This window comes from Paenibacillus sp. J22R232 (assembly GCF_056269165.1).
In genome coordinates this window covers 32,133-57,992 of record NZ_JBWDNK010000018.1, presented here as the reverse complement: position 1 = coordinate 57,992, position 25,860 = coordinate 32,133, and the positions used below count along the sequence as shown (strand labels likewise).

Here is a 25,860-nt window from a genome sequence, read left to right as displayed (position 1 = left end):
TGGACAAGTAGTCCGGCGTTACTCAAAGTGCATTTGCTCGAATGGAAGCTCATATTGCGTTTGTTTGAAAGAAATGCCTTGCAGATTAGAGGGAGCGACTACCGTAACGCTGCCGTTCGTAATCGGAATAAAAACGGCTTCGTCATGAACAATTGTAAGAATATCCTTATAAAGCTCTTTTCTCGCCTCTTCATCCGTTGAGACCATGACGGCATCGATTTTACGGTATAGCTCCTCCGCCTGCGGAATGCCGCTTGTCGTGAAGCGATACGCGGATTCGGTTGCAAATGCGGTAATTGTGCTTTGCGGATCGTACGCCAGTCCCCAAGTCTGGTTAAATAGCAGCTCATAATCGCCTGTTGAACGCCTGTTGGCTATCGCAGGAGATTCCTCGCCAACGAGTTCCAGCTTCATCCCAATCTTGGTTGTCTCGCTCTGCAGCAGCTCCGCCTGCGTTTTCTGCGATGCCGAGTTGACATCGTAATACAGCTTGATCGATAGCTGACGTCCGCCTTTTGTCCGAACCTCTGCGTCTCCATCCTTTGTCCAGCCTGCCTCCTCCAGCAGCTTGGCGGCCGCTTCAGGGTTGTACTCCCGCTTCTGCAGTCCAACATCGGCGTAATTCACGTTTAAAGAAAACAGCGTCTCCGCAGCGGTTTCCGTTTCATTGAATATCGTGCGGCTGATGGTCTCACGGTCGATTGATTGCCAGATCGCCTCCCTTACTGCCTTCTCGCTCACAGCGCTTGCGGCATTACTGCTATTTGCCACGATCATCTTCGTATTCATTGACTTACTTCGAACAATTTGGTAATCACCTGAATTAGCGAGCCGCTGCATGGCGTCTACGTCAATGCTATCGGCGCCTCGATCGTCAGTGAACACGAAGTTGACTTCACCCTTCTGCAACGCCAACAGCGTCGTCTCGCCCGCCGGCAGTACCTTTGCCGTGATCGTCTTTACTTGGGGGACTCCGTTCCAATATTGTTCATTTGCAGTAAACCTGGCGAATTGCTCCGTCACTTGCTCGTCAAGCTTGTAAGGACCTGTGCCGTTATAACCTGTTACGCCGTCTTTTGTCTCTCCGTTTAGAAAGTCCTTTGGTGAGAGGAACACATATGGACGCGTCATCGACAGTTCAAGCAGCGTTGGATAATAAGGCTCTTTCAGCTCAAATTGAACGGTGTACTCGTCGATTGCGACGACGTGATCAAGCTTGGAAGAAAGCTTAATCCACGCATGTTTGGCCGCGTTGCGCTGCACAGCTTCGATGTTCAGCTTGACCGCTTCGGCATTAAATGGCTCCCCATCATGAAACTTCACGTTCTTCCGCAGTTGGAAGGTATATACCTTGCCGTCCTCCGAGATGCTCCATGATTCCGCCAGTAGGGGCTTGATGCCTTCCGGTGTATTCTCTACCAGGGATTCGTATACAATGCCTTGCGCTGCCAACGATCCCGGATACAGATGCGGATTCATGTCGTTAACGTCTTTCGCGGTGGCATACACCAGCTCCGGCGCTTGCTCCTCCCCCGCCTTTTTACTGTTGTTGCCTTCACCGCATCCTGCCAGCAGCACGATGGCTAGAAGGAATGCCAGCAGCACGGCTGCTCTGCTTCTTATCATTTTTTTGACGCTCCTTTTTAAATAGTAATAGTTACGAATAACAACCACTTGATTGTAATAATAACTATTATCATTGTCAATTCATTTTTTTTGTTAGCTTCTACACCAAAAAGAGGTTGACTGGTTTCCAATATCTTACTATGCTATAATCAGGTTTATTCGTAATTATTACAATTAAATATGGATGCTATGCCGTCCGTATTCTGTATGACTTAACGGAGGATTGTCCGCATGAATCATGAAATGGATTTCGTCAAATGCAATCCCGCGAACAACATGACGATTCTCGTCATGGGCGAGTTCCCGGCAGAACAGCATCCCCGAATCGCCTCGCAAATGATGGATAACAGCCACCTGTGCGCCGAACAGGTCGGGTTTGTCGAAAAACCTACGCGTTCTGGCTTTGATGCTAAGCTCCAGATGGCGGGAGGCGAATTCTGCGGCAATGCCTGCTTGGCGCTGGCCGCTTGCCTCGCATCTGAGCGAACGATGAAGACGGGCGAGACGATGGAGCTATCGCTGGAGGCTTCCGGTTCGGAGCTTCCTGTGCTCTGCCGCGTGGAGAAATTGGAAAACAAATATTTGTGCGAGGCTGGCATGCCGGTCCCCAAAGAAGTGAAGGAAGCCGTCATCCCTTTCGAAGGTATGATGCTGGAGCTAGGCATTGTCCGTTACGCTGGCTTCTTCCATCTCGTGATTGACTGTGAAAGATTCGGAATCGAACGGGCATCGGCCGAACGCCTGGCGAAGCTGCTTGGTGTCGCTTCGGGAGATGCACTGGTCGGTGTCATGCTGTACAGCCCATCGACGCATGAGCTTACTCCACTTATTTACGTCCCTGCACTAGGCAGCTTGATTTGGGAACAAGGTTGCGGTTCGGGAACGGCTTCGCTGGGCTGTTATCTCGCATCAAGTAGACGTTGCACCGTAGACATGCCCGTGCGTCAGCCCGGAGGCAGCATTCATGTAAACGTTGGTTGGAGCGTGGGAGAAATAGTCGGCATCACGATAAAATCCGCCGTCAGCATCGTTGCCCGAGGCAAGGCCTATATAGACGATTGCATCCACTATTCTTTACAAGGAGGACGATCATCATTATAAATCGATTCTATCCATCACTCCTTCTATTCCGTGACCGATTCGTACAAGCAGCCGCCTTGTATGATGGTACTATCCTTAATAGCTCGGAGCTGCAGCACACGATAGACGACTACGCCGCCTTTATAACCGACGAGAAAAATCAACGGTTATGGTCTGAGCTAAAAGCAGGCGACATCGAGGAGTTCCATCCGCTTATTAAGCAGTTGCGAGATACCTCCGCTCATTGCGTCGCCATTATGGAGAAGTATCGCGCGCTCAAGCTGCTGCGTGATGGCGATGGCATGCATGAGTACTTTCACCATATCGAAGCTTCAATCGAGAAGGAGTTCGGCAGCTTTACTGTGACAGCAAATTCCAAGGTGCTGCTAATCGGCTCAGGCTCGTTCCCGATGACGCCGCTGCTCATAGCGAAGCGCACGGGTGCGAAGGTGACGGGAATAGACATTGATAGCGAAGCTGTGGAATTAGGCAAGCAGGTAATCGACCGGTTAGGACCGGAACTTCCTATCTGGCTGGAGAACCTTCCACTGGAGCGGTTGCCTGATATCGGCACGGTTAGCCACATTATTTTCAGCTCCACCGTACCAGTCAAATATGCGCTCCTCGATTGGCTATATGATGTGGCCTGCCCCGATGTCATTGTGGCTATGCGTTATGGAGATGGCTTGAAAGCACTCTTCAATTACCCTATGAAATCAGTTGATGAGCACAAATGGCAGCTCTCCGAAACGGCGGTTCGGCCGGGACATGTGTTCGATGTCGCTTTGTATCGCAAAACGTTGTCACCCGCCTGGGTAAGGGAGGCTGCGGAATGAACCTGCTTCGCAAAGTCCTTATTGCTGGAACGGGCCCTGCTGCCGTGCAGCTCGCCGTGCTGCTTAAACGATTGCGAAGCAGCCGTGTCGGCATAGCCGGACGAAGGTCCGTCCGCTCCGAGCCATTCTTTAATGCGCTTCGTCAGAGCGCTGGCGCCGTTTCCGTCGAGGTGAGCCATTCGAGGCTGGAAGTGCTTAAAGGCGAGTGCTTCGTAGACGCAGTGTTCCATGACTATAGGAGCATTGAAGGACAGTGGGATACGCTCATTCTGTCAGTGACGGCAGATGCATACATGCCTGTGTTGGCGCAGCTACGGACTGAGCTTGTGCAAAACCTGTGCTGCGTGGCACTCCTCTCCCCGACGTTTGGTTCCAACGCGCTTATTCGGAATTATCTAAGGGAACAAGGCTGCAACGCCGAGGTAATTAGTTTCTCCACCTACTTGGGAGACACCCGCTGGATAGAGGGCAGAGAGCCGAGTCATGTGCTGACAACTGCTAAGAAGCGCAAGGTGTACGCCGGAGCGGCAGGAGGCTCTTCCGAATCCGTAGAGATGTTTTGTCAACTCTACGGCGAGGCGGGCATTACGCTGAAAGCGCTGGATACGGCGCTCGAAGCCGAGACGCGCAACATCTCCCTGTACGTGCATCCGCCTTTATTTATGAACGAGTTCTCCCTAGATGCCATATTCGGCCGACCAGCCGTTCCAAGGTTTGTTTACAAGCTGTTTCCGGAAGGCCCGATTACTCCGGTCCTCATACGGGAGATGCTGGAGCTGTGGAAGGAAATCTCTTTACTGGTAGGGAAGCTAAACTTGAAGGCTGTTAACCTTCTTCGGTTCATGGTCGACGACAATTATCCGGTTAGGCCGGAAAGCCTGGCACGTCATGATATCGATGCATTTCCAGAGCTTCATCCTTCTCACCAGCAATATTGTTTGTATGTCCGTTACGCATCGCTGTTAATCGACCCGTACTCGGAGCCTGATCGGAATGGTCGATACTTTGACTTCTCGGCCGTTCCGATTCGGCCTGTATTTCTCAACCACGAAGGAGCTTGGGAAATTCCCCGAATGCCGAAGGAAGATTATTACCGAATCAAAATCATTCAAGGCATCTCCCGCTCGAGCCGCGTGTCTTGCCCTACCATCGACACGTTTCTCGCGCGTTACGAGCGGTATCTGCTAAACGCTGCGGGATCGCTGACGGGCAATTCCCTATCGGAAGCCTTTACGCCCCAAAGCTTCGAAGAGGATATTAGGCGAATTTGTACGGAGTTGCAGCTTACTCACGCTTTTGAAGCGTGAACGGATTGTCATGGATCGGATCAAACTTGCATAACAGAAGCATGGCCGCTCATGATGAACGGCCATGCTTTTTTTACTTTGCCCTCGCCGTCTCCATCCAACTGCTATCGGCAGGCTTCCAGCCAATTTTTTTCCTTTTCTTGTAAATCGCTAAATAAGCTTCCGTCCAGCGCAAAAATAAAAATGCCCTCTACCTCGGTACGCTCATAAAAGACCGAGCTTATCAATTGCGACATTTTGAACAGCTCGTCTGATCGCAAGTAGCTGTTGTCATTAGCGCTTTCATTCGAGCATGCTCTTAAGCTTTAGCCTTTATGTAATGCTCTCGGATAAACCGCTAATGAGTGAATCATACAGGAGAAGCAAGTCCATTGACGGACGAATGCCAAGCTCCCGCTTTAGAAGCTTGACGTAATCCGTATATTGAGCGGTTAACGCTTTCTTGTCGCCGACCTGCGCGTGCTTCCTCATAAGCAGCGCAACGACGGGCTCGTCCATCGGATTGCGGGCATTTAGCTTTAAAAGCAGCTTCGCCGCGGCTGCCGTGTTTGCTAAGGCGAGAAGCGCCTCGGCCAATTGCTTAACGAAGCGCGCATACCGTTCAGCTAAACGATCCGTTTCGTATATCGCCCACACATAGGCTTTGCTGCCAAATAGGTCTCCTGTATACAGTCTTTCGACAGCCAGCGCTTCCTCTACATTGTCAGCCCGTATGCTTCCGAGCTTGTCGAACAGCCGCTCAAATTCCACGTAATCAATAACCGCATCGCTTAACTCGAGCGCATAACCGTCATTTTCTGATCGAATGGCCTCCCGAAGACCAATGGGCTCCAATGACTTGCGAAGCTGATAAACCGTCGTATTTAAATATTTTTCGGCATTGGCGCTTGCCATTCCCGCGAATATATCCATAATCAAGCGAGAGCGCGAAATCCATTTGCCGCGGCTAAGAAGCAAGTAGGCGAATAGCTCGGCGCTCTTGCTGGATATCCACTTTACGCGTCCCTTTTCGTTTCTCACGAAGAAATCGCCTAACGTCGCTATGCTAACCCGGCTACTTGCTTGATTGGCGGAATCCGTGGAATCTATCGTTTGCGTACTTTTCCTGCTCTCAAGCGCTCGGCGAACCGTCCGCTCCAATCGCTCCTGCGTAACGGGCTTCACCAAATAATCGAGCACGGACAGATCGAATGCTTCCACGGCATAATCCTTATGGGATGTCACGAACACGATTTGTGCTTTGCACCCCGTTTCCTCCAGCTTGGCTGCAAATGCCAGCCCGCTGCCGCCTGGCATGGAGATGTCTACGAACGCTAGCTCCACATCGGGGTTATCGCTTAGGAAAGCGGCCGCGGCATGCGTATCCGCAAAAGTGCCCGATACTTGCAGCTCCGCGTATTTAGCTAACATTTTCCGCATAATTAAGTGCATGACCGGCTCATCATCAACCAATATGACTTTCATTCGCTATCACCGCCGACCTCTCGTTTTCATTCAGCACCTCGCGGCCCATTGATCCTGGCAGCGTAAATATAAAGGTTGATCCTTGCCCAGGCAAGCTATTAAAGCTTAGGCTGCCGCCGTGCATACGAAGAAACTCACGGGTCAGTACAAGGCCGAACCTCATATTGCCGCTGTCTTCCCGGCTAGCAAAACCCGGCTCCTTGAAGTACATCTCATCGTGGCGCAGCATCTCTGCCGTTTCTTCATCAATTCCGCTTCCATTGTCGCTTACCGACACCGTAACCCAATCGCCTTCCAAGGAGGCGCTCAGCTCGATCCGACCGCCGATATCCGTATACTTGATCGCATTCGACAATAAATTTCGGAATATAAGATCGAGCATTTCTTTATCCGCATTCACCGTTAGCCGCTCATCGATTTGTTCTGCAATGCGGATATTCTTCATCGCTGCCCTTGCTCCGGCTATTGATAGAGCTTGCCTGACCACCTGCTGCAAATTCCAAGCTACCGGTCGAAACGCCACCTCTCCGTTCTGGCTGCGATACCAATCGAGCAGGTTGTCGACTAACAGGAACGTGTCTCGCACTTGCCGCCTTATTTCCTGAAATACTTCAGCACTTGCAATGTCACTATCTGTCGGTTCTTCAACGAGAAGCTCCGTGAGGCTGACAATCAGCGCAATGGGATCGCGAATATCATGAGCCATTACAGTGAACAACTTGTCTTTGAAGGTGTTTAGCCGGGATAGATGCTCCGACTTCTCATGCAGTCTTTCCTCATTTTCCTTCAGCTCCGTGATATCGTTAAACATAACCATTTTACCGATTGGACCTGCTCCGGTATCGTAAATATAAGTCAAGCTGCATATATAATGCCGCTGCTGGCCGTTCAGTGAACGTTGGAGCGAAAACCGGTCATCCCGGTATTCCCTTGACACGATGCGAGTAAGCAGTTCAGGGCAAGCCGACAGCACATCCGCGCTAAGCACCGGCAGAAGCTTCGCTAAACCCAGCTCGGGGAATACCTCTTCGGCAGCATGGTTGTGGTTCACGATTTGATCCTCATAATCCAACAGGATGACGCCATCGCGTATCGTATCGAACATTTTGGCGTAGGCAAGCGGAGTGAGGCGGAGCAGTCTAAAGCGGAAAATACCCCAAGCATAGACAACGCCCGATACCGCGAAGCCAAACGGCGTAAAGTCGATAATTTGTCCGAACATATACACAATATTTAAGAGCATCGGGGCAGCCGCTCCTAGAATAAGGGCGACGATTTGCTTGCGTACGATAGGCAGTGCCCGCATGTACATCGGAATAAACAGCAAAATGCCAAGCAGCAATATCGTGTAATTATAGATGGCGTGTACGGCATACCAAGGACCTTTTATTGTCGTAAACAGAGGTATCGAATGGTTTGTGCTCGGGATATACTCTAAATAAACCAGATGATGCCACTCGTTCGTGAGATGCAGGAGAAACGTTACGGTGGGGACGAGAAATACGAGAAACGTTAGCCACTTCCGATAACGGGCAGCGAGCCCGGTAAACTGGATAACGAGCAGAAGCCAAAATGCAGAAACAAAGGGAATACCCAAATATTCAATCTGAAGCGACAGCTTTACGCCGCTCAAGCTTTCACTTACAATCTCGAACGCGTAGCCGAGCGAATAGCAGGAGGCCGTTATCATCATGTAAATCATCGTTCTGGCCACCTGCAGATGTCGTTTCCGGTAGGATAGAAAGGACACAAACAGCATGATTGCCGTCGCGAAGCATAACAGTATAGACATCCATTGCTTTGTATCCACGACGGTTCCTCCCCACTTCTGATCTGTCTAACATTCGACAAAATAACTGAAAATCCTTGTAAACACAAGCCTTTATCACCTATTCGCTGCATTTGCAGCGGATTATCGGCTTATTGGGAAAAAGCTGCGGAACCTACTCTTTCATATCTATGAGCCATAAGCCTGTTTTGAGGATGACGCGAGCAAATGCAATGAATGACCAAATTCTGTTTCTGCAGATGTAATACTTAGAAACACTTAGTAACACTTTACAGATCATATAGGTGCTTACAGCCCCCTTTAATGCTCACTGCTACACCAATCTGGCACCATAAGAACACATGTGTGCTTACAGATCACTCAATAAAGTTACTTGGCTGTTGTGAGAACATATAGGTGCTTACAGCCCCCTTTAATGCTCACTGCTACACCAATCTGGCACCATAAGAACACATGTGTGCTAACAAGTCACTCAATAAGGTTACTTGGCTGCTGTTAGAACATATAGGTGCTTACAGCTCCCCTTCAATCTCACCCCTACATCAATCTGGCACCATAAGAACACATGTGTGCTAACAAGTCACTCAATAAGGTTACTTGGCTGCTGTTAGAACATATAGGTGCTTACAGCTACCCTTCAATGCTCTCCCCTACGCTAATTTGGCTCCACATGCACACATGCTTGCTCACAGCTACCGGCTTTGCACCATTTCCTAAACGATAAAAAAGCCGCAAGGATACATATCCCTGCGGCAGCGAGCTAGCTGCTTATGAGCAGCCCGTCAATGACCTTCTTCAGTTCTTCCTCGTACATGGTACCGAGCTTTCGATGTGCGATTTTGCCATTCTTATCAATGAAGATTGATACCGGAAGAGCGGTGACGCCATACTCCTGTGCCACTTTTTTATCCGGGTCTACGAGGGTTGTCAGATCATAGCCATGCTCTTGCATAAAACCGCTCACCTGTTTTTGACTCTCGCCCACGCTTACGGCAAGCACTACCAGGTCTTTATCTTTGTACAAACCATTTACCTTGTTGATATCAGGAAGCTCTTTCTTGCACCACTTGCACCATGTAGCCCAGAAGTTCAAGTAAACACTCTTGCCTCTTAGGTCCTTCAAATTCACTTCGTTTCCATCGAGATCAGTCAATGTAAAATCAATCGAATCCTCTAGCGAAACGGTTTCAACCGGAGCAATGCTCTCGGCAGGCGCAGCACTTTCGCTCACTGCGTCAGCCGTTATGGCTGCGGTAGGCTGCGGAAGCTCGCTCGTTTCCGCGCCGCTAAAGCTGTATTGATTGGTTGCATAGGCTGCAATTACGAATAGCAGTAGGGCTATACCCCCTATAATCACGTTCTTTTTCATGTCATTTTCTCCTTTAGCGGTAGGGAACGCCTATCCTATGGGCGCAACTATTCTCCATTGTTTGTAGCGAAAGAATAAAAATAGGGCAGCGCATGCACTGCCCCATCCTTGAGTTTGTTAACGAGCTGAAGATTAACAGCCCTCTTCGCAGAATTCCTCATTCGACGAGGATTCTGACGACGTTGAGGATGAAGTCGCCTCAACTGCCGGTATAACCACTTTGGTTTCTTGCTTCTTGATAACGGTAATCGATTTTTTTGTCTCTTCTTGCACGGCTGGAGCTGGCGCCGCAGGCTGCTCTTTTTCCTTCTCGACAGCCTTTGTCTCCTGCTTTGGCGTCGTTTTAACAATCGGAGCAGACTCTTTGTCAGACGAAGCAGCCGCCTTGTTCACAGGCGCGCTTACTGCCTGCTCTGTCGTCGCTTCCTTCTTGCTTGCCGTGCTGCTCGATACGGCCTTTTCCGTTGCCGAGGATTTTTCTACTGTTTTCACTTCAGATGCTTTGACAGTTGTTGCCGGCTTTACTTCATCAACGACCGCTGGCTCTACTGCTTGATTTACTTCTTCAACGTCTGCTGACTCTGCTGCTGGTTTTACCTCTTTAACGACTGGCGGCTCAGCCGCTTTTACTTCTGCCGCAACCTCTACTGTCGTTGCCGTTGTTTGTACTTCGTCTGTTTTGACCGGTTCTAACCGCGGTTTTTCTTCCGTCTTCGCTGCTGGAGCCTCCACAGCGTTCCCGCTGCCTGAGTCACCCTTCTTATTGGCAGACACGACGGCATAGGTTAAGGATAACAAGGCTACGGCTGCGATTATAATAAATACAGTCAGCTTTTTCATTGATTCATAACATCCCTTCACGTTTGATGATCTTCCATTTCTTTATATGGATCCGACATGCAAATTTCACATAAAAAAAAGACACAAAACGTGTGCTCATTCGCACTCCGATTGTATCTCTGGTGGTCCAGTAGATCAGCTGGCTCTAGGCCATTGTCTCGCTATTCAGTTGAATCTGTAATCTTATTGTATGAGTACGAAATGCGTCTGTCAATGATTTTATTCTTATTTCCTATAGATTTAATCGGATTAAACGATAATGACCGAAGGATGCTCGCTTTGTTCAGCCATTAAGGAAAGAAAGGACAGCCTTAGGCTGCCCTTCCCATTCCAATATCAACATGATCCTGCGGTTCTTAACGGGATAACAGATTGTATAGAACCTGTGCGACTTCCGCTCTGCTGGACGCATTGCCTGGAAGCAGCTTTCCGTTCGTGCCCGAGATAATGCCCGCTTCAACAAGCGCTTTGAATGCCTCATCCGCATAACTTGGAACCTTCTCCGCATCCGTAAAACTCGATACTGGAGTCGATCCAGCTTGTGCGGCAGGCAGCTCTCCAAGCTCGCTCAATGCTCTGTACAGAAGCGTGAATAGTTCCTGGCGGGAAATCGTTTGATCTGGCGCGAATCGGTTTCCTTCAAAGCCGTTTGCGATACTTAGCCGTTTCGCGGCTGCTAGATAACCCGTGTAGTACGTGTTGCCAGCATCGGTGAAGTTGCTTGCACCTTCAGCCTCCGGCTCAATGCCGTAAGCTTTCAATAGCAGCACGATAAATTGACCGCGGGTTACCGTTGCTTTTGGACTGAAGTGAGTATCGTCCGTTCCGCTTGTAATATCGCGTGCTGCCAAGAAGTTAATCGCCGGAGCGAACCATGCCGACGCAGAAACATCGGAGAAGTCGATTTTGTTGTATCCAATAATATATTGGGAGAAATGCTCCGTTGCATATTCAACCGCGGCGTTCGTTTTGTTGTATTGACCTCTAATCACTTGCAGCTCGCCTTCATCCGTTACGTAGTAGACGATTACGGCATTTGGATCTTCGCCGGCTTTTAGTGTGTATGGCAACGAAACGAATACTTTCGAGCCGCCAAAGGCAGTCACGATCGTTTGTCCTGCAAATACGTTCAAGTCATATACCGGACGGTCTCCAAGCACCTCTTTATTTTCTTCCGCAAGCTCGGATTTCGAAATAATGAAGCTGATGTCGCCTGAATCGCTGTTCGCGCTGATCAATTTCAACGTGCTCGCATCAAACGAAATTGAGCCGATGCCAACCGTAACTTTCAATTCTGCGTTTGCTCCCGATACAAGTCCATTGAACGCGCTTCTCGGAATGGTCACTTGAATGTCGTTCTGCTGCTGTGAATCTTCCACTTTAATTTCTAGGACGGCTTTCTTGCCTTCGCCTTCCGCTTGTTTCGCTTTATCCAGCAAACCCGTCACGGTAGCTGCAGGTACTACTGCAACAGCTGTACCGGAAGCTTCATCCACTTTGGAAGCAATTGTAGCGACGACCGTATTACCGGATTGCGTAATGTTGCTTGGCGTCGTTGCTCCGCCGCCGCCAGTGCCGCTTCCGCCTGTTGGAGGTGCAACATATACAGGAACAACAACCGTTGCCGTTGCGCTAGGCAGCGTGCTCGCCGTTTCTTTGTACCTCACCTCGTAGCTGCCTGTCAGCAAGCCGGTAATCTCAGCGCCTGTCACAGGCAGATAGCTCGATTGGTTGCTTGAACGATACTCCAACTCCGCATTTGCGCCTGTAATTTTACCATTGTTTTGCAAAGTGCTGGTTGGCGCTACGCCTGCAAGCCCTTGTGGCGCAGCTACATTTGCTTTAATGCGAAGCTCTACAGCCGGACTTGCGCTATAGTCTTCGTAGGTTGCATAACGAACCGTGTATAGGTCAGGCGTCAAGCCTGTAAGCTTGCCTGCGCTAATTGCCGTTTCAGGAACCGTTACGTACACTTCGTCCGTGCCGTTTCCTTTTTTGTATTCCAATGTGTACTCGGACTTGTACTCAAGACCTGCTGTCAGGCCTTCAATTTGTCCATCGTCATTGGCAAGCGTGGACGGATGTACCGCATTCAATGCTGATGGAGGTCCAAGCTCCTTGTAGCCGCGAGCATACACAGTAACGAATGCGCTTGGGGCAACCGCGTTTCCGTTATCTGTTTTGGCAGCAAACCGTACAACATATTCATGGCCCGGCTCAACGCTAATTGAATCGCCTGTCACAGGCTCGTATGACGTGTCCGGATCGCCTTTCAGCTTATATTCAAGACCAGCTGGAAGAGCGACTACCTCACCGTTCACAATCCTTACGATTTTACCTTGACCAGAAGCTGTTTCAGGCGCCAAGTTAGCTAGATCGGTTGGAGCCGCTTGGAAATCCGGAACGACGATCTCTACTGTCGGCCCTGCAGCATAATAAGTTGGTGCCACGGTCGTGTAGCTGCTATTTTCTGAGTCATAACCTGGTTTGGAAGCATAGCGGAACTCATATACGCCAGCTTTTAAACCGTTGATTGAAGTACCCAGCAAAGGTGTTTCTTGTGATGCTTGGAATGGTACTGGAATGTACTCATTTGGTTGCTGTCCTTCTGCCACTTTCAATCTGTACTCTAGCGATTTGGTCGAAACCACTTGGTTTCCGCCAACCGTCGTTATTTTAGCAATCCCTTCAACTTTCGCATCCTCACCGCCAGCAGTCGTAGGAGGCACGGCAGTTAAGCCGCTCGGTTTCAATTCTGTTCTGGAAAACAGAGTTCGAAGACTGTTAACCTTCAAGCTCTTTGTAGCTGCGTTACTGTGAGTAGCACGCCAATATCCCATAATCTCAACATGCCCTAGGATAGGGGCTGGGTTGCCGTTCGCGTCTTTATTGTCCTTGTTGTACACCAATACATATGGAGCTTGTATTCTGCTCGCTTTGGTTGGCGTATTGTTTGCTTTGGCTGCGTCGTTTGCAAAGTAAGAAATATTGGTGCCGGCTTTCGTATTCTCAGAAGTAATATTGGTAAGGAAAGAATTGATTAGATTCGTGTAAATAGGCGTAATTGATAGAAAATTATCCCTTGTGTGCAGGAAATTACCACCACTGCCATCGCCCCAGGTTGGGCGGGGATTCGTCGCATACGAAGGAGCACTGCCAATACCGCCATCTAGCTTCGCATCGAAGTTATATACTTTTTCAACGCCATATTCATTTGCCACTTGGTTTACGTATTTAACGATACCTTGTGTATCTCCGCACCAAGCGCAGCCAACGAGCAGCACATACGTACCTTCCGAAGAAAGCGTATATTTCAGCTCATCAAGCGTAACCGAGTCCAGAACAATCTTGGGATCCTCATTGGTGAAAATAACAGGCGTTTCCTGGCCACCAGATGCGGCTGATCTAAACTCATTATACGAACCGGAAATATAGCCTTGGTTCGTAAGCACTTTGTATTTCGCATTTTTCGTGCCTGCTGGGGAGATTTTATCAAACACGCCCCGAAGTGCCGTTTTGTATGATTCTGCTCCGCTGCCGTTCTGCAGTGCAGTCAAGCTTCCTGCGCTGCTTATGCCCTCAAGGGAGGCAATGATAGGAGTCGGATTACCTTCAGCATCCTTGTTGTTCTTGTTGTAGATAAACAAGAACGGGGAATCCACAACGTTTACTTCCTGTACCCCCGGAGAACCTTCGCCCGAATAAGTAAAGGACAGCTTGCCTGAATTGCCGGCAGTAACATCGTTAAGGTTGGTCAAGTAACGAGCTCCCAAATCCACGTAACGTCTAGTAAAGTCCGTATTTAATTGGGTAGCGGTAGCCGCTTTGGTCGGTTCCGTCAAAGTTCCACCCGGGCTAACTTCATACGTTAATTGCGGGTTCGTTTTAGTAATGTCCAACCAACCCTCAGGACCGTCCAGCTTCGTATCAAAATTTTTGATCGACGTTACGCCGTATTCCTTAGCTACATCATTGATATAACCGATAGCGGCTTGCGTCTCCGGCTGCCATGACCCGCCGAATAGAAGGATATAGTTATCATCCGGCGCTGGTGCCGTGCCATCCGTAGCATTTCTTAGCAAATAGTCCAGCTCATAATACGTGAGTGTTTCGAATACATGGTCTTTGCCCGCAAGCGCTTCATAGCGTGAGCCAAAATAGTCCAGCTTGGCGCTGCTTCCTGCCGATTCAGGGGCAGCAACCGCGCTGCTTGCTCCGAAGACCGGCAATGCCAATACAGCGGCAAGCAGCAAAGCGATCCATCGCTGTGATTTTATTGCTTTTCTCATCTTTATACACCTCTACCTATCAGAATAGTTGGAATTATTATTGAAGAAAAAGACCTGTACTTCCTTTGCAAGCCCTTTTTCAACAAGCCCGCATACGCTCTTATGTATCTGTTAGAACGTTATTGCAACCTCTGCAAATGACGCCGCCCCTCCCTGTTACGGAATATGTGGATAAAAAAAGAGATTCGTGGCAGGTGTGCTTGCTCCTGCATCGAATCTCTGGTTGTCCAGTGGATTATTGTGCTCTTTAATTATCCGACGAAATGACTCGTAATTCATTCCATGCACCCATCATAAAACGTTGTTCCACCTGCTGTCAATGGTTTTTACTTATTTCGCATCAGATTAGTCGGAATTAATTATTTTGATATCCGCATAAGCTAATTATTCAATTATTATTTTATAGTAGGTAGTTCAATTATTGATAACTCTTTCAACTGCGATGGTGGATTAATAATTCCATTCTTCGCATATTTACACTTACCATCAAATTGATTAATCGTCCATTAACAAAACATCATTATACTAGCTGTAACACACTGCTTTATACTTGGACTATAGAGAGGATTTGCTTGCATGGGAATTCATACGTACTTTCAATCCCTTAACGATCTCGAACGCATTATCCGCTGCCCTGGTAAATTCAAATTTGAAGAGCATAGCGTATCCGCTCACTCCTGGAAGGTTGTGCAATACGCCAAAACATTGGCAGATATCGAGGAAAGCAACGGCGTCACCATCGACTGGAAGAAGCTTTATGAAATTACGAGCAGCCATGACTATGGCGAAATCTTTATTGGCGATATCAAAACGCCCGTCAAGCATTATTCAATGGAGCTGCGCGGCATGCTTCAGCAGGTAGAAGAAGGAATGATTGCTCTCTTTATTGAAGAGAATATCCCTGAGGAGCTTAAGCCTATCTTTCGCAGACAGCTGCGCGAGGGCAAGGACGATTCCGTCGAAGGACTCATTCTCGAAGTCGCTGACAAATTAGATCAAGTGTACGAGGCGCTGACCGAATTGCAAAGAGGCAACACCGAGAAGGAATTTGTCATTATGTACCGCGAAGCGCTTGTCAAAATCAAAAAAATCAAGCTGCATTGCGTGGATTACTTTTTAAAGCATATTTTACCCGACATCGTGAAGGAAAGCTCTAATTGCCCCGTCGATATCCAAAAGATTACAAAGGAAGCTTTGGCGCTTTGACCACTGCTCCCCCTTAGCACCAAACCCCTGCGTACTTCCGTCCTTTCCTTCATAACCGCATCCCGATTCACCCTGAAAGAAGTTCCGCTCCATCATCTAATCCGACATGAAGAACCCTCCTCTCTTGGACGGTTCTTTGCTGCGTCAACCTTACGATCCGTACAGGCTGGTCCTATAAATGCCGCATAACTCGTTTCCCCCATCGTAAAGAATCGATATGCCCATGGCGCCAGCCGAATGCAAATACAGCGCGCTCCCTAAGGAAACGCGCTGTATTTGTCTTTATTTACTAGCCATAGCAGCTCTATTGCTCGCGTTAGTGGCTTCAGTGCCCCCGTTGCTCTAAAAAATCTAATGGTCCCGGTGAACGATATAATTCAATAAATGCTCCAAAAAAGAGGTACGGCGCGGCATGCCCTTCAATGCGCCAATTGCAGAGCAATAGTGCTCCCACATCGCTTTTTGTGCGCCCTCTTGCCCGAGGACCGTAACGAAGCTTGACGTATTATTCTCAACATCCTGGCCGACCGGCTTGCCAAGCAGCTGCGCATCTCCTTCCAAATCAAGCAAATCGTCCTTAATTTGAAAGGCAATGCCTGCGTGGTAAGCGTATGTTTTCAGCACAGCGATTTCCCGCTCGTTCACTTGGGCAAGAATCGCGGGCATGACGAGCGCAGCCTCGAAACCAATGGCGGTTTTGTAGAAACAAATCGTATTCAATTGCTCCAAGGTAAGCGCTTTTCCTTTGGAGCTCAAATCCATTGCCTGCCCCATGCATAGATCCTCCGCCTTCTGTGCGGAGTATCGCATCAAGGCGATCACGGCTTTGGCATCAAACGCCTCTAATGACGATTGCTCCTGAATCGCCTTCTGAATGAGCACCAGGCCGGTTAATTCTGCTGTCGCGCTATCGTGCATCTGATGCAGCGTGGGGCGCCCCCTGCGGGTAGACGCATCATCCTGAGACGGAAGATCATCGAATATGAGCGATGCCGTATGCATGTATTCCAATGACCGCAGCAAAGGCATTAATGACTGTGCTTGCAAGCCATATTCTTGCACGCCCATGACCCATGACAAGATAGGACGCAGACGTTTGCCATCCCCTCCGAGACTGTAATTCGCCGCTTCGATTAGCGTTTCATTCATGGGCGGCGTGCTGCCCTGCTTAGTAATTAGCAGATTGCTGTTAATCTGCTCGCGAGCCGCTTTGATCGTCTCGAAAAAAGCTTCCTTCTCCTCGCGGTCGCTTTTGAGCGTGGTAACCAGTTCGTCCCGTAGCAGCTTATCGAAGAAATCTACGTCTACCGCTTTCTTAACCAGTTTTTGAATAAGACGGTGAAATGCCGGGTCTCCACTGGCAAATATGTTCATTATGCTGTCGTACTTTTCCGTGCCATGCTTTATTTTAAACCGTCTCAGCCCATTGATGGCACGATCCAGAATCACCTCGCGGGTGCTCGGATCGGATTGGTACACGTTATGAATGAGATGGGCAATGACCGTCCAGTATAACTCATAGGGATTAATGAGATCCTCGCGCTGATCGCGATAGGTTAAATAATACGTATAAGGAGTCACCGCGCCGTCTTGCATGTCGTCGAACATATCCGCGAAATCATCAGCAAGCTGGTTGTAGATGCCGTAATAGAAGGTTCGGTTCTCAAAGCCCTCATCCTCGGGAGCTTGAATGACGGAACGGGCGATCAAACGGGAAGAAGAGGACTTTAATATAATCGGAATATAAAGCTCATCGTTCGTATAGGACGCGTTGGATAACGCCTTGGCGCGATCCAGCTCCTGTGAGTGGAAAAAAACATAGGTCTGATCGAAAAATAGCTGCTGCGTCTCCGGTTGCTGATGCTGCTTAATATACTCAAAGGCTTCCCGCAGTTCCGCATGGATGTACTGCAGCATGGCTTTGTTGGTTGCAGCCCACTCGCCCAGCTCAGGTACCGACCCCGTCAGAAGCGCGCTGCGTATCATATCGGAATATTGGGCTTTTTCCTTGTCGGTTAACGCCTGCGAATCCAGCAGATCGTCTATGAACGGATACGTCAGACCGTAGGAATAGCCTAATCTCATCGCTTCATCCAGTTTCCTGGCACGTTCCACAGGAGACCGTTCATCGCCAAGCTCCTCGAACGCATGGAGCACTACGCCAATAATAATTTTAATGAGCTTGCGCTGGGCATGCTCGGCATTCAATTCCTCAGGAATGTTGGTCGATACCGCCTTAAGCTTATCGATCACCCAGATAGCGGCCGTTTCGATGCCCTCCTGCTGAGCCCACCTGTACAGTCCAGCCAAGCTTATGAAATCCGGCTTTTCTTCCCCCTTTGCGGCGGCGGGGGGAACCAGGCGATGTTTGATGTCGGCAACGACTCGTTGTATTCTTGCTTTCGTATCGGGGGAATTTATTGCTTTGCCAAGATCCCTCATATAGATGTAGGATATGCTTCTGTCCAAGTAATCATCTAACTTGCCTGTATGTTTCAGCCATAGCATGTAACGATTATAATTCGCTTGGTCGGCATTCTTCTTTCCGCCTGGCAAGAACGAAAGCCAAGCAAGACTTCGAATATGACTTCGTTTCCACAGCCGGATGTCTTCTGTTAAGGCGGGTACGTACTTTCTTGCCTTAGCCTGCTCGTAAAGAGAGGCGAAGTATTGCGCGGCCTTCTGCTCAGCCATCCGATAGCTGGTATTGGCCTGAACCGTTAATTCCTTATTCATAAGGTGTATGACCTCAGCTTCTATTATTAATCTAACGATAGGATCATAGGAGGAGAAGGTTCTCCACTCGTCGTTATCGACGGGAGCTCGTATCCCTTAGCGCCTCTTCAGAACCATCTTCATCTTCTACATACGGGAAATGCATTTATAGGTTACGGAAAAGCAAAATCCACAACCTCGTACGGTCATGGATTTAGGAAACGGAGTTGAAACGCAGCCATACGTTTGCTCCTGCTCGAGCGATTCCCGCTTGCGTGCGAGTGTTTGCCCTATAGCACGCCCACAGCAATGAGCACCCATCCAATCATAAAGGAAAGACCGCCTAGCGGTGTAATAGGACCAAGAAACCGGGCTTTGGCAACGCTTAGCGCGTATAGGCTACCTGAGAACAAAATAATGCCGGCTGCCAAAAACCAGCCGCCCGTAACGATAATCCGAGCGTCCGGATAATGGCTTACAAGCATACCGACCAGAATCAAGCCCAGCGCATGTGCGATATGGTATTGCACGCCCACCTCGTATACCTTCAGCTTATCCGGCGTTAATTTGCTCTTCAGTGCATGAGCGCCAAAGGCGCCAATCGCAACCGCGAGCACCATAAAAATACTGCCAAGCACAACAAAAGTTTGCATGGAAAACGTTCACCTCATTTTTCGAATCGTACCTCTAGCATATCATGATTGTAAGGGAGTGGGAATTATGATCCTGCCGGGCTTTTCTTTATGCAGGACCTGGCTATCTATTTCACATGGAATTAATTTCAATTGATTTGCGGAGGCCGGAATAGTAGAGTTGCTTTGTACATCATCAGGAGGCCCTTACATGAAATTCGTTCATTCTACCGCCGCAGAGTGGCAAAGCTGGCCGCGAAACATCCGGCTGTTCTTTCTGGCTAACATGCTCTACCAAATCGGGACGGGAATGTTCTCCGTCCTTTACAATTTATACATACATGAGCTCGGTTATCCCGATGCCATGACCGGGACAATCGTCAGCGTGCAATCACTCGCGACAGCGCTATGCTTTATCCCGATCGGGTTTTTCGGGGATCGTGCCAGCCGCAAGCGGCTGCTCGTTATCGGCGCATTATGCAGCGGCATCGTATTGGCGGGCCGCACTTTATTGGAGTCAGAGAGCAGCCTGCTTGCAATGGCCGTTCTAACTGGCTTATTTGCCGCTATTTTTCAGGTGCTCGCCATTCCCTTTCTTGCCGAAAATGTAGCAAAAGCAGACCGGCTGCGCATATTCAGCTTCTATTCCGCGTTTGTTCTCGCCTCCCAGGTGGCGGGCAGCCTAGGCGGTGGCATTATTGCCGATGTGATGCAATCCGCAGGACTAGACAAGCTGCTGTCCTTTAAACTCGTTTTGCTTGTTGGCAGCTTTGCAACCATTGCGGCGTTTCTGCCTTTGCAAGCTATTCTGGAATCAGCACCTCCCAAGCTTCAAGCCGCCAAGCCGCCCGAGCATCATCAGCAGCCGGCAAAAAATACCGCCCAATCTCATGGTGATCTGAAGTTTATTGCCAAATTTGCCGGCATACAGCTCTTGATTGGGATTGGATCGGGACTTGTGGTGCCTTACTTGAATTTATATTTCACCAACCGATTCTCGGTCTCCCTTAGCGCCATGAGTCTCTTGCTTTCGCTAGGTCAGGTAATGACCATCATCTCCATGCTCATTGGCCCCACGCTCGCTAATCGGGTTGGACAAGTAAAAGCGATCGTTATTTTCCAAACGCTTTCGCTGCCGTTTCTGCTGCTTACAGGCTTTACGAATCTGCTGATCGTCGCATCGATTAGCTTTCTCTTCCGCCAAGCGCTGATGAATGCGGCTAATCCGCTGCAATCCGCTATTCTGATCGACCGGGTCTCTGCCCCGAAGCGCAGCCTTGCTAACTCCTGCATGCAGACTGCCTTCATGCTTGGATGGGCTACCATGGGACCGGTGCACGCTCATCTCATCGCTGCCCACGGCTACTACTGGGGATATGCGATTACGTTCAGCATTACTGGACTATTATACGTCACCGCATCGCTGCTATTCTTTAAGTTATTCCGAGAGAAGACTCGCAAATGACGCATCGATCACGTCTTGATCCACAGAACCGATGATGGAATCCACTACGATGCCATCGGTATTTATGAAATAAAGCGACGGAAATCCTTCTGCGCCATAATACTCGTATACAGCTCCATCTTCATCAAGGAGGACGGGATATTCAATGCCATGCTCCTCCACGTAGCTCTCCACCTCTGATCGTTCATCACGGTTCGTAACGTTAATGCCGTATAGATTAATCCGATCCTTGTATTTCTCATGCAAATCAACCATTTTGAGTGCATCCTCATTGCAATAGGGACACCATGACGTGAATACGGATAAGACCGTTGGCTTCTCTGCAAAATCAACTTTTATTTGCTCCCCGCTGCGCAGCTCCGATAGCTCCATTTGAAAGTCGTTTGCGTTTATTCTGCTCGTATCCTGTAAGGTCAGGTAGAGCATTACACCCACTACTAGAATAAAGATCGCGCCTGTCGTTATTTTGGCTATTCTGTCCATCGCCGTTCATCCCTTCCCGCTCAGCAATCGTAAGTATATGAACCATCGCCCCATTTATCACCTATTCTAACAGAATTATGATGAAAATAAATCAAAAACCCGACCTCGCACGGTCGGGTTCTTTCCTCATATAGGCGGTAAAAAAACGACAATGCCGTTTAGCCTAAGCCGGGCGCTCAGAACGCCCGGCCGATTATTCGATCCGCTAATCAATTCCTGCCGTAATACAGCTTCCTATTGACCACGTCAACCAAATATAAAATGTCGGTTCCATTCGCGTTCCGCTCTACGCTAAGCCGCTCAATGGGTTTGCCCGAGGCTATGGATGCAAGGCTCCAGCCCGTGCTGCCCGAAGGGACGGCCATATAGGCCCGGTCCGTGCCGCTATACTTCGTATAGTATACGCGAGGTGCTGAACCCGACCACGTAATATCGATTGCTGCCCTCGTCTGCGTAAGGTCGTAGACTGTCTGCAGGCTCCAGCTGCCGGAAACGAATGAAGCATATTTGATCGAGAAGTTGGTACTGCCCTCTTCCCGGTACCGGTAGACGATCTTCGGGCTGCCCGCCGAATCGACGGCAAGCTTTGCGCTTTGGACGCCTGGTCCGCCGGGGTCCCCTCCGTTCTGTACGTAAGCCTCCGAAGGAGCAAGCGGCTGCACGATATCCGCTGTGCCAAGAGAGACGGGAACGGAAACCATGCTGCCGTCCGCTTTGTAGAAGGAGCCGTTGGAAGGCCTATATTTAATATAAGACAATTCATGGCGCAGCCCGCTCGATACGAAGGCCGACCACTCGAACAAGATATGCAGATCGCCGTTCGCATCAAACACGAGATCATCCGGATAAAATGACCGGCCTGCATGCGTACCGACAACCGCTGCCTGGCTCCAAGTCGATGCTGCGTTGTTCCAACGGAACAGCCTGCCTGAGCGGTAGCCTGCCGAGTCATCTCCTGATCGGATCAATAAGTATACATCGCCATTCGGGGCTGTGGCCAGCACCGGATAAGTCCCCTTGAACGATGCTGCGGTGGGCATATCGGCTGAGTGATTCTGCGGTGCTCCGCCTACCGTGTCCGAGCGGAAGTAGCGCCAGCCGTCGTTGTGCATGGAAGCGAACACATGAAACCTGCCGCTGCCGTCCCGTGCGATCGAAGGCTGGTTATGGCCAACATCGTCGTTGTATTCGGCCACTGCGCTGCCATTCATGACGGGAATATTCGACCACGCTCCGGTACCGTCGCGCCTGGCAATATACACTTTATGGGTACCCTCCGTGCTGCCAGGCGCATTGTATGCCATATAGGCATATTCAAGGCCGGTGCCGTACGTCTCCAGAGGTGTCCACCACCCTGCCTGATTGCTCGAATCAATCGCATACGGAACCTCCGTTAACGCTGCAGCTGCATTTCCGACGCCTGCCGGCAGCAATGAGGCCAGCAGCGCGCCTACGGCGAGTATTTTACACAACCTGCTTTTTACCATTATCATTCGCCTCCTTTGAAATGGTGTGACACGAATGGAAAAAACGGCATTGCTCTCCGGCCGGGAGAAGTGAAGCGCTTACATTTTATTTTGCTTATGGCGCCACGGCTATCATAACATAGCGATGATTTCGCGCGTCATATACAAAATCATGCTTCTAATAGAACAAAACGTTGGAATTTTCACCGCGTTATGAGCACCGATAGAACATTTACACGACGTTTTCTGCGTACACCTTCGCTAGGAAAAGACCATGCCCGTATTTACTTGCAGGTCAATAATGATAAAAACCGCTACATGGCGTCAAATCCCAAAAATCCCGACCGCGTGAGGTCGGGGTTTTCTTCGTGTGATGAAAACGAGAGATTTATTTTTTGTTCTAACGATCCTGTCATCTTATACATTCAAGCTTAAAGGATTTGCCATTGCTTTAGCTTTCATAAACTTACTAAATACATACCGGACAAGCGGCCCTATGACGATGAGCTGCAGAGGGAAAGCGAAAACCACATTTTTAAAAACGATCGATACATAGCTCTCAAACAAGGATTGTCCAACCAAACTGTTGGAAAGATATGCATTCAGTAGTCCATAGACAGACATGCAGAGAACCATTCCGATCACCATGAAAAAGGAAAGGGATAGAACCACGAGCAGCTTCTTCGACTTGTCATAAGGTAGCGAAAAAGCCAGCTTCTTGGCAATTGGACCGACAATAAATAGTTCTAATAAGAACGCAACGGCAAACCCTAGAAGCAGCTGGATAAGTATTCCTTTCAGCGATATTTTACCGATTAAATCGTTTGTGAATAAATTGTAAACGGTCATGCAGATGACCATCCCCAAACACATCATCAAACCAAAATAAAAGTTTTCTTTCTTCGTTGTTGGCATTTCCTTCATCCTTTCTCTTTACCTTTGTCATTATAACGATCGCGGCAGCCTCCGCATAAGTGAACAGTCTGTGAACATTTCCGCAAAAAAACTGCTTTCCTTCGATACGCTTCACCAACATCCCTAATCATTGCTTCAGGATGGAAGCAGCGTATTCCTCATGCCATTAAAAATGCTATAATCCTGAAAAGCATGAGCGGTACCTTGAGTAAGAGAACGACTTGAACGAAAAACAGCTGGTGCTCTCTAGCACTTAAAATGAAGGGTATGAGGGAATAATGATGAAGCAGTTGCTTCTTGTTGACGATGATGCAAATATAAGGACGCTCCTGCGGTATTTCATGAGCAAAGAAGGCTATCAATTGCACGAAGCGAAGGATGGATTGGACGCGGTCAAGCTGATGAAAGAGACCCCTATTGACCTAGCCGTTATTGATGTTATGATGCCTCGAATGGATGGTCTCGACCTGTGTGAGCATATCAGGAAAAATTACGATATTCCGATCATTATGCTCACTGCAAAGGATCAGCTGCTGGACAAAGAACAGGGTTATCTGCGCGGCACCGACGATTATGTGACGAAGCCCTTTGAGCCCGAAGAGCTCGTATTCCGGGTCAAAGCCCTTTTTCGCCGCTATAATCGCACCTCCAATGACATCATTCGGATGAACCGAATCGTGATTGACCGAAGAAATGTTGAGGTTTCCGACGGCCAATCCATCCTCTTTCTCCCGATGAAGGAATTCGAGCTTCTCTCCCAGCTCGCGCAATATCCAGGACGGCTGTTCTCGCGCGATGAACTGATTCACCTCGTATGGGGAGCGGACTACGTAGGGGATGAGCGCACAGTCGATGTCCATATTAAGCGGCTCCGCCAACGCTTTGCCGAATACGCGGACGACTTCACGATTCAGACGGTGCGGGGGATCGGCTACAAGATTGAGGTGAAGGAACGTTGAGATCGTTGTACTTCCGTGTCTTTCTCATGACCATTGCGGTTATCCTCGTCAGCAGCATGCTGAGCTTTCTATTAGCGAACACCTACTACCATGTGAAGCTGAAGCCCTTTAATGATAAGAAGCTGATCGCTATCGCGCAGCAAATGAAGGCTTATGTAGAGAGCGATCCTAACCGCTTGGAGCCCTATTTGCAAAATGCCGCGGCGCTTGGCTATCAAATCTACTTGACTGACGGTCAAGGCGATAACCGTTTTTTTGGGAGCGGCTTCCGCGAACAGGATTTGGACGAGCATGCCAGAGACCTGGTGATTAACGGAGGCTCGTACCACGGCGTTGCCGAGTTCCCGAACAAACCGTTTATATCCGGCTTTTTCGATAACCGATTAAGCAATACGGTCGGGACAGGCGTCCACGTCAATGATCGCAAGTATGCGTTGTTCATGCGCCCGGACGTGATCCTGCAGTTCGGTGAATTGCGCATATTTTTTGCCATTATCGTCCTGCTTACAATTGTCATAAGCATTATCTTATTTTTAGTCAGCACAAGGTATTTGGTCAGTCCGATCGCCCGCCTGTCTGATGCGACCAAACGCATTGCCCAAGGCAGCTACAACCTAAAGTTGCCGACCAACAGACGTGATGAGATTGGACAATTAGCCGAACATTTCATGACCATGAGCCGTGAGCTTGAGCGAGTCGACCAGTCACGCCAACAGTTTGTCTCGAATGTTTCGCATGAAATTCAATCCCCGCTCACTTCAATTCAAGGATTCGCTAAAGTACTGGCTGAGCGCGATCTCCCGAGGGAAGAGCGTGAGCATTATGCATCCATCATTGAGGGAGAAAGCCGGCACCTGTCCTTGCTCAGCAAGCAATTGCTATTGCTCTCTTCGCTGGAACAAGGACAAGAGACGATCCATAAAAAGACGTTTTCCCTGCAGGGACAAATCCGCCAAGCCGTTCAAGTGCTGCAGTGGCAGCTAGAAGAAAAGGAGCTGCTCATTAAGATTTCCGTTCCTGCTGCCATTAAGCTTCGCGGGGACGAGGTGCTGCTTATGCAGGTGTGGATGAACTTGCTTAGCAATGCAGTCAATCATATTCCAAGCGGAAGAACCATTGAGATACGTGCCGAGCAGACGCATTCGCAATGCGTGATCCATATTGCCGATACCGGCAACGGCATTGCCGTAGAGCATTTACCGTTCTTATTTGACCGTTTCTACAGGGCCGATCATTCACGTGAGCGCTCTTCCGGCCGAACGGGACTTGGACTAGCCATTGTTAAAAAAATCGTCCAACTCCACGATGGCAGCATAGAAGTGGCCAGCTCTGCCGAGGGAACGCTCTTTACGATCGAATTTCCCCAACTGTAACATGCCATTCACGCGCCGTTCATTTTCGCTTCCTATACTTAGGTCA

Annotated in this window: 19 protein-coding genes; 7 read left to right on the top strand and 12 right to left on the bottom strand. The window is 49.2% G+C overall.

Annotation, left to right across the window (positions count from 1 at the left end; all coding sequences use genetic code 11):
• Positions 1–18: 18 nt before the first annotated feature.
• On the bottom strand, positions 19–1,626 hold the full coding sequence (gene cntA, locus AC0YN3_RS29160; protein WP_475778417.1) for a staphylopine-dependent metal ABC transporter substrate-binding lipoprotein: 1,608 nt from the start codon (positions 1,624–1,626) through the stop codon (positions 19–21).
• A gap of 231 nt (positions 1,627–1,857) precedes the next feature.
• On the opposite strand from cntA, the gene AC0YN3_RS29155 reads away from it, so the two are divergent.
• From AC0YN3_RS29155 to AC0YN3_RS29145, 3 genes are read left to right on the top strand one after another with little or no spacing between them, the layout of a single operon-like run.
• Positions 1,858–2,727: a histidine racemase CntK family protein gene (locus AC0YN3_RS29155; RefSeq protein WP_475778416.1), complete on the top strand. Its 870-nt coding sequence runs from the start codon at positions 1,858–1,860 to the stop codon at positions 2,725–2,727.
• Between the two features lie 56 nt (positions 2,728–2,783).
• The gene (locus AC0YN3_RS29150; RefSeq protein WP_475778415.1) at positions 2,784–3,542 is read left to right on the top strand and encodes an SAM-dependent methyltransferase; all 759 of its coding nucleotides are present in this window, start codon (positions 2,784–2,786) and stop codon (positions 3,540–3,542) included.
• Positions 3,539–4,849 (top strand): opine metallophore biosynthesis dehydrogenase, encoded by a 1,311-nt coding sequence (locus AC0YN3_RS29145; RefSeq protein ID WP_475778414.1) that lies wholly within the window; start codon positions 3,539–3,541, stop codon positions 4,847–4,849. Before AC0YN3_RS29150 ends, AC0YN3_RS29145 begins: the two co-directional genes overlap by 4 nt.
• A gap of 104 nt (positions 4,850–4,953) precedes the next feature.
• On the opposite strand, the gene AC0YN3_RS29140 is transcribed toward AC0YN3_RS29145, so the two are convergent.
• The 6 genes from AC0YN3_RS29140 to AC0YN3_RS29115 all read right to left on the bottom strand — a co-directional run bounded on the left by AC0YN3_RS29140 (position 4,954) and on the right by AC0YN3_RS29115 (position 14,600).
• On the bottom strand, positions 4,954–5,085 hold the full coding sequence (locus tag AC0YN3_RS29140; RefSeq protein ID WP_475778413.1) for a hypothetical protein: 132 nt from the start codon (positions 5,083–5,085) through the stop codon (positions 4,954–4,956).
• A gap of 76 nt (positions 5,086–5,161) precedes the next feature.
• A complete protein-coding gene (locus AC0YN3_RS29135) occupies positions 5,162–6,313 on the bottom strand; it encodes a response regulator (RefSeq protein ID WP_475778412.1) in 1,152 nt (383 codons plus the stop codon).
• On the bottom strand, positions 6,294–8,123 hold the full coding sequence (locus AC0YN3_RS29130) for a sensor histidine kinase (RefSeq protein WP_475778411.1): 1,830 nt from the start codon (positions 8,121–8,123) through the stop codon (positions 6,294–6,296). Before AC0YN3_RS29130 ends, AC0YN3_RS29135 begins: the two co-directional genes overlap by 20 nt.
• A gap of 739 nt (positions 8,124–8,862) precedes the next feature.
• Positions 8,863–9,471 carry a TlpA family protein disulfide reductase gene (locus AC0YN3_RS29125; RefSeq protein WP_475778410.1) on the bottom strand — a complete coding sequence of 203 codons (609 nt, stop codon included), beginning with the start codon at positions 9,469–9,471 and terminating at the stop codon, positions 8,863–8,865.
• A 132-nt stretch (positions 9,472–9,603) separates the two neighbouring features.
• A complete protein-coding gene (locus tag AC0YN3_RS29120; protein ID WP_475778409.1) occupies positions 9,604–10,311 on the bottom strand; it encodes a hypothetical protein in 708 nt (235 codons plus the stop codon).
• A gap of 356 nt (positions 10,312–10,667) precedes the next feature.
• The gene (locus tag AC0YN3_RS29115; RefSeq protein WP_475778408.1) at positions 10,668–14,600 is read right to left on the bottom strand and encodes an S-layer homology domain-containing protein; all 3,933 of its coding nucleotides are present in this window, start codon (positions 14,598–14,600) and stop codon (positions 10,668–10,670) included.
• Positions 14,601–15,176: 576 nt separating this feature from the next.
• On the opposite strand from AC0YN3_RS29115, the gene AC0YN3_RS29110 reads away from it, so the two are divergent.
• A complete protein-coding gene (locus AC0YN3_RS29110) occupies positions 15,177–15,806 on the top strand; it encodes a YfbR-like 5'-deoxynucleotidase (protein ID WP_441944460.1) in 630 nt (209 codons plus the stop codon).
• A gap of 351 nt (positions 15,807–16,157) precedes the next feature.
• Here AC0YN3_RS29110 and AC0YN3_RS29105 read toward each other — a convergent pair whose 3' ends face one another.
• Complete coding sequence (locus tag AC0YN3_RS29105) at positions 16,158–18,542, bottom strand: polyprenyl synthetase family protein (protein ID WP_475778407.1); 2,385 nt, start codon at positions 18,540–18,542, stop codon at positions 16,158–16,160.
• Positions 18,543–18,811: 269 nt separating this feature from the next.
• Complete coding sequence (locus AC0YN3_RS29100; RefSeq protein WP_475778406.1) at positions 18,812–19,174, bottom strand: DUF423 domain-containing protein; 363 nt, start codon at positions 19,172–19,174, stop codon at positions 18,812–18,814.
• Positions 19,175–19,364: 190 nt separating this feature from the next.
• Here AC0YN3_RS29100 and AC0YN3_RS29095 point away from each other — a divergent pair, with 190 nt between their 5' ends.
• The gene (locus AC0YN3_RS29095) at positions 19,365–20,618 is read left to right on the top strand and encodes an MFS transporter (RefSeq protein WP_475778405.1); all 1,254 of its coding nucleotides are present in this window, start codon (positions 19,365–19,367) and stop codon (positions 20,616–20,618) included.
• Here AC0YN3_RS29095 and AC0YN3_RS29090 read toward each other — a convergent pair.
• The 3 genes from AC0YN3_RS29090 to AC0YN3_RS29080 all read right to left on the bottom strand — a co-directional run bounded on the left by AC0YN3_RS29090 (position 20,592) and on the right by AC0YN3_RS29080 (position 23,482).
• Positions 20,592–21,101: a TlpA family protein disulfide reductase gene (locus AC0YN3_RS29090; protein ID WP_475778404.1), complete on the bottom strand. Its 510-nt coding sequence runs from the start codon at positions 21,099–21,101 to the stop codon at positions 20,592–20,594. The two genes, AC0YN3_RS29095 and AC0YN3_RS29090, sit on opposite strands and share 27 nt — an antisense overlap.
• A gap of 209 nt (positions 21,102–21,310) precedes the next feature.
• Complete coding sequence (locus tag AC0YN3_RS29085; RefSeq protein WP_475778403.1) at positions 21,311–22,588, bottom strand: BNR-4 repeat-containing protein; 1,278 nt, start codon at positions 22,586–22,588, stop codon at positions 21,311–21,313.
• Between the two features lie 396 nt (positions 22,589–22,984).
• Positions 22,985–23,482 (bottom strand): DUF2798 domain-containing protein, encoded by a 498-nt coding sequence (locus tag AC0YN3_RS29080; protein WP_475778402.1) that lies wholly within the window; start codon positions 23,480–23,482, stop codon positions 22,985–22,987.
• A 281-nt stretch (positions 23,483–23,763) separates the two neighbouring features.
• Here AC0YN3_RS29080 and AC0YN3_RS29075 point away from each other — a divergent pair, with 281 nt between their 5' ends.
• Entirely contained in the window at positions 23,764–24,441 is a 678-nt protein-coding gene (locus AC0YN3_RS29075; RefSeq protein ID WP_475778455.1) for a response regulator transcription factor, read from the top strand.
• A complete protein-coding gene (locus tag AC0YN3_RS29070; protein ID WP_475778401.1) occupies positions 24,438–25,814 on the top strand; it encodes a sensor histidine kinase in 1,377 nt (458 codons plus the stop codon). The genes AC0YN3_RS29075 and AC0YN3_RS29070 overlap by 4 nt, the downstream gene beginning before the upstream one ends.
• The last annotated feature ends 46 nt before the right edge of the window (positions 25,815–25,860 follow it).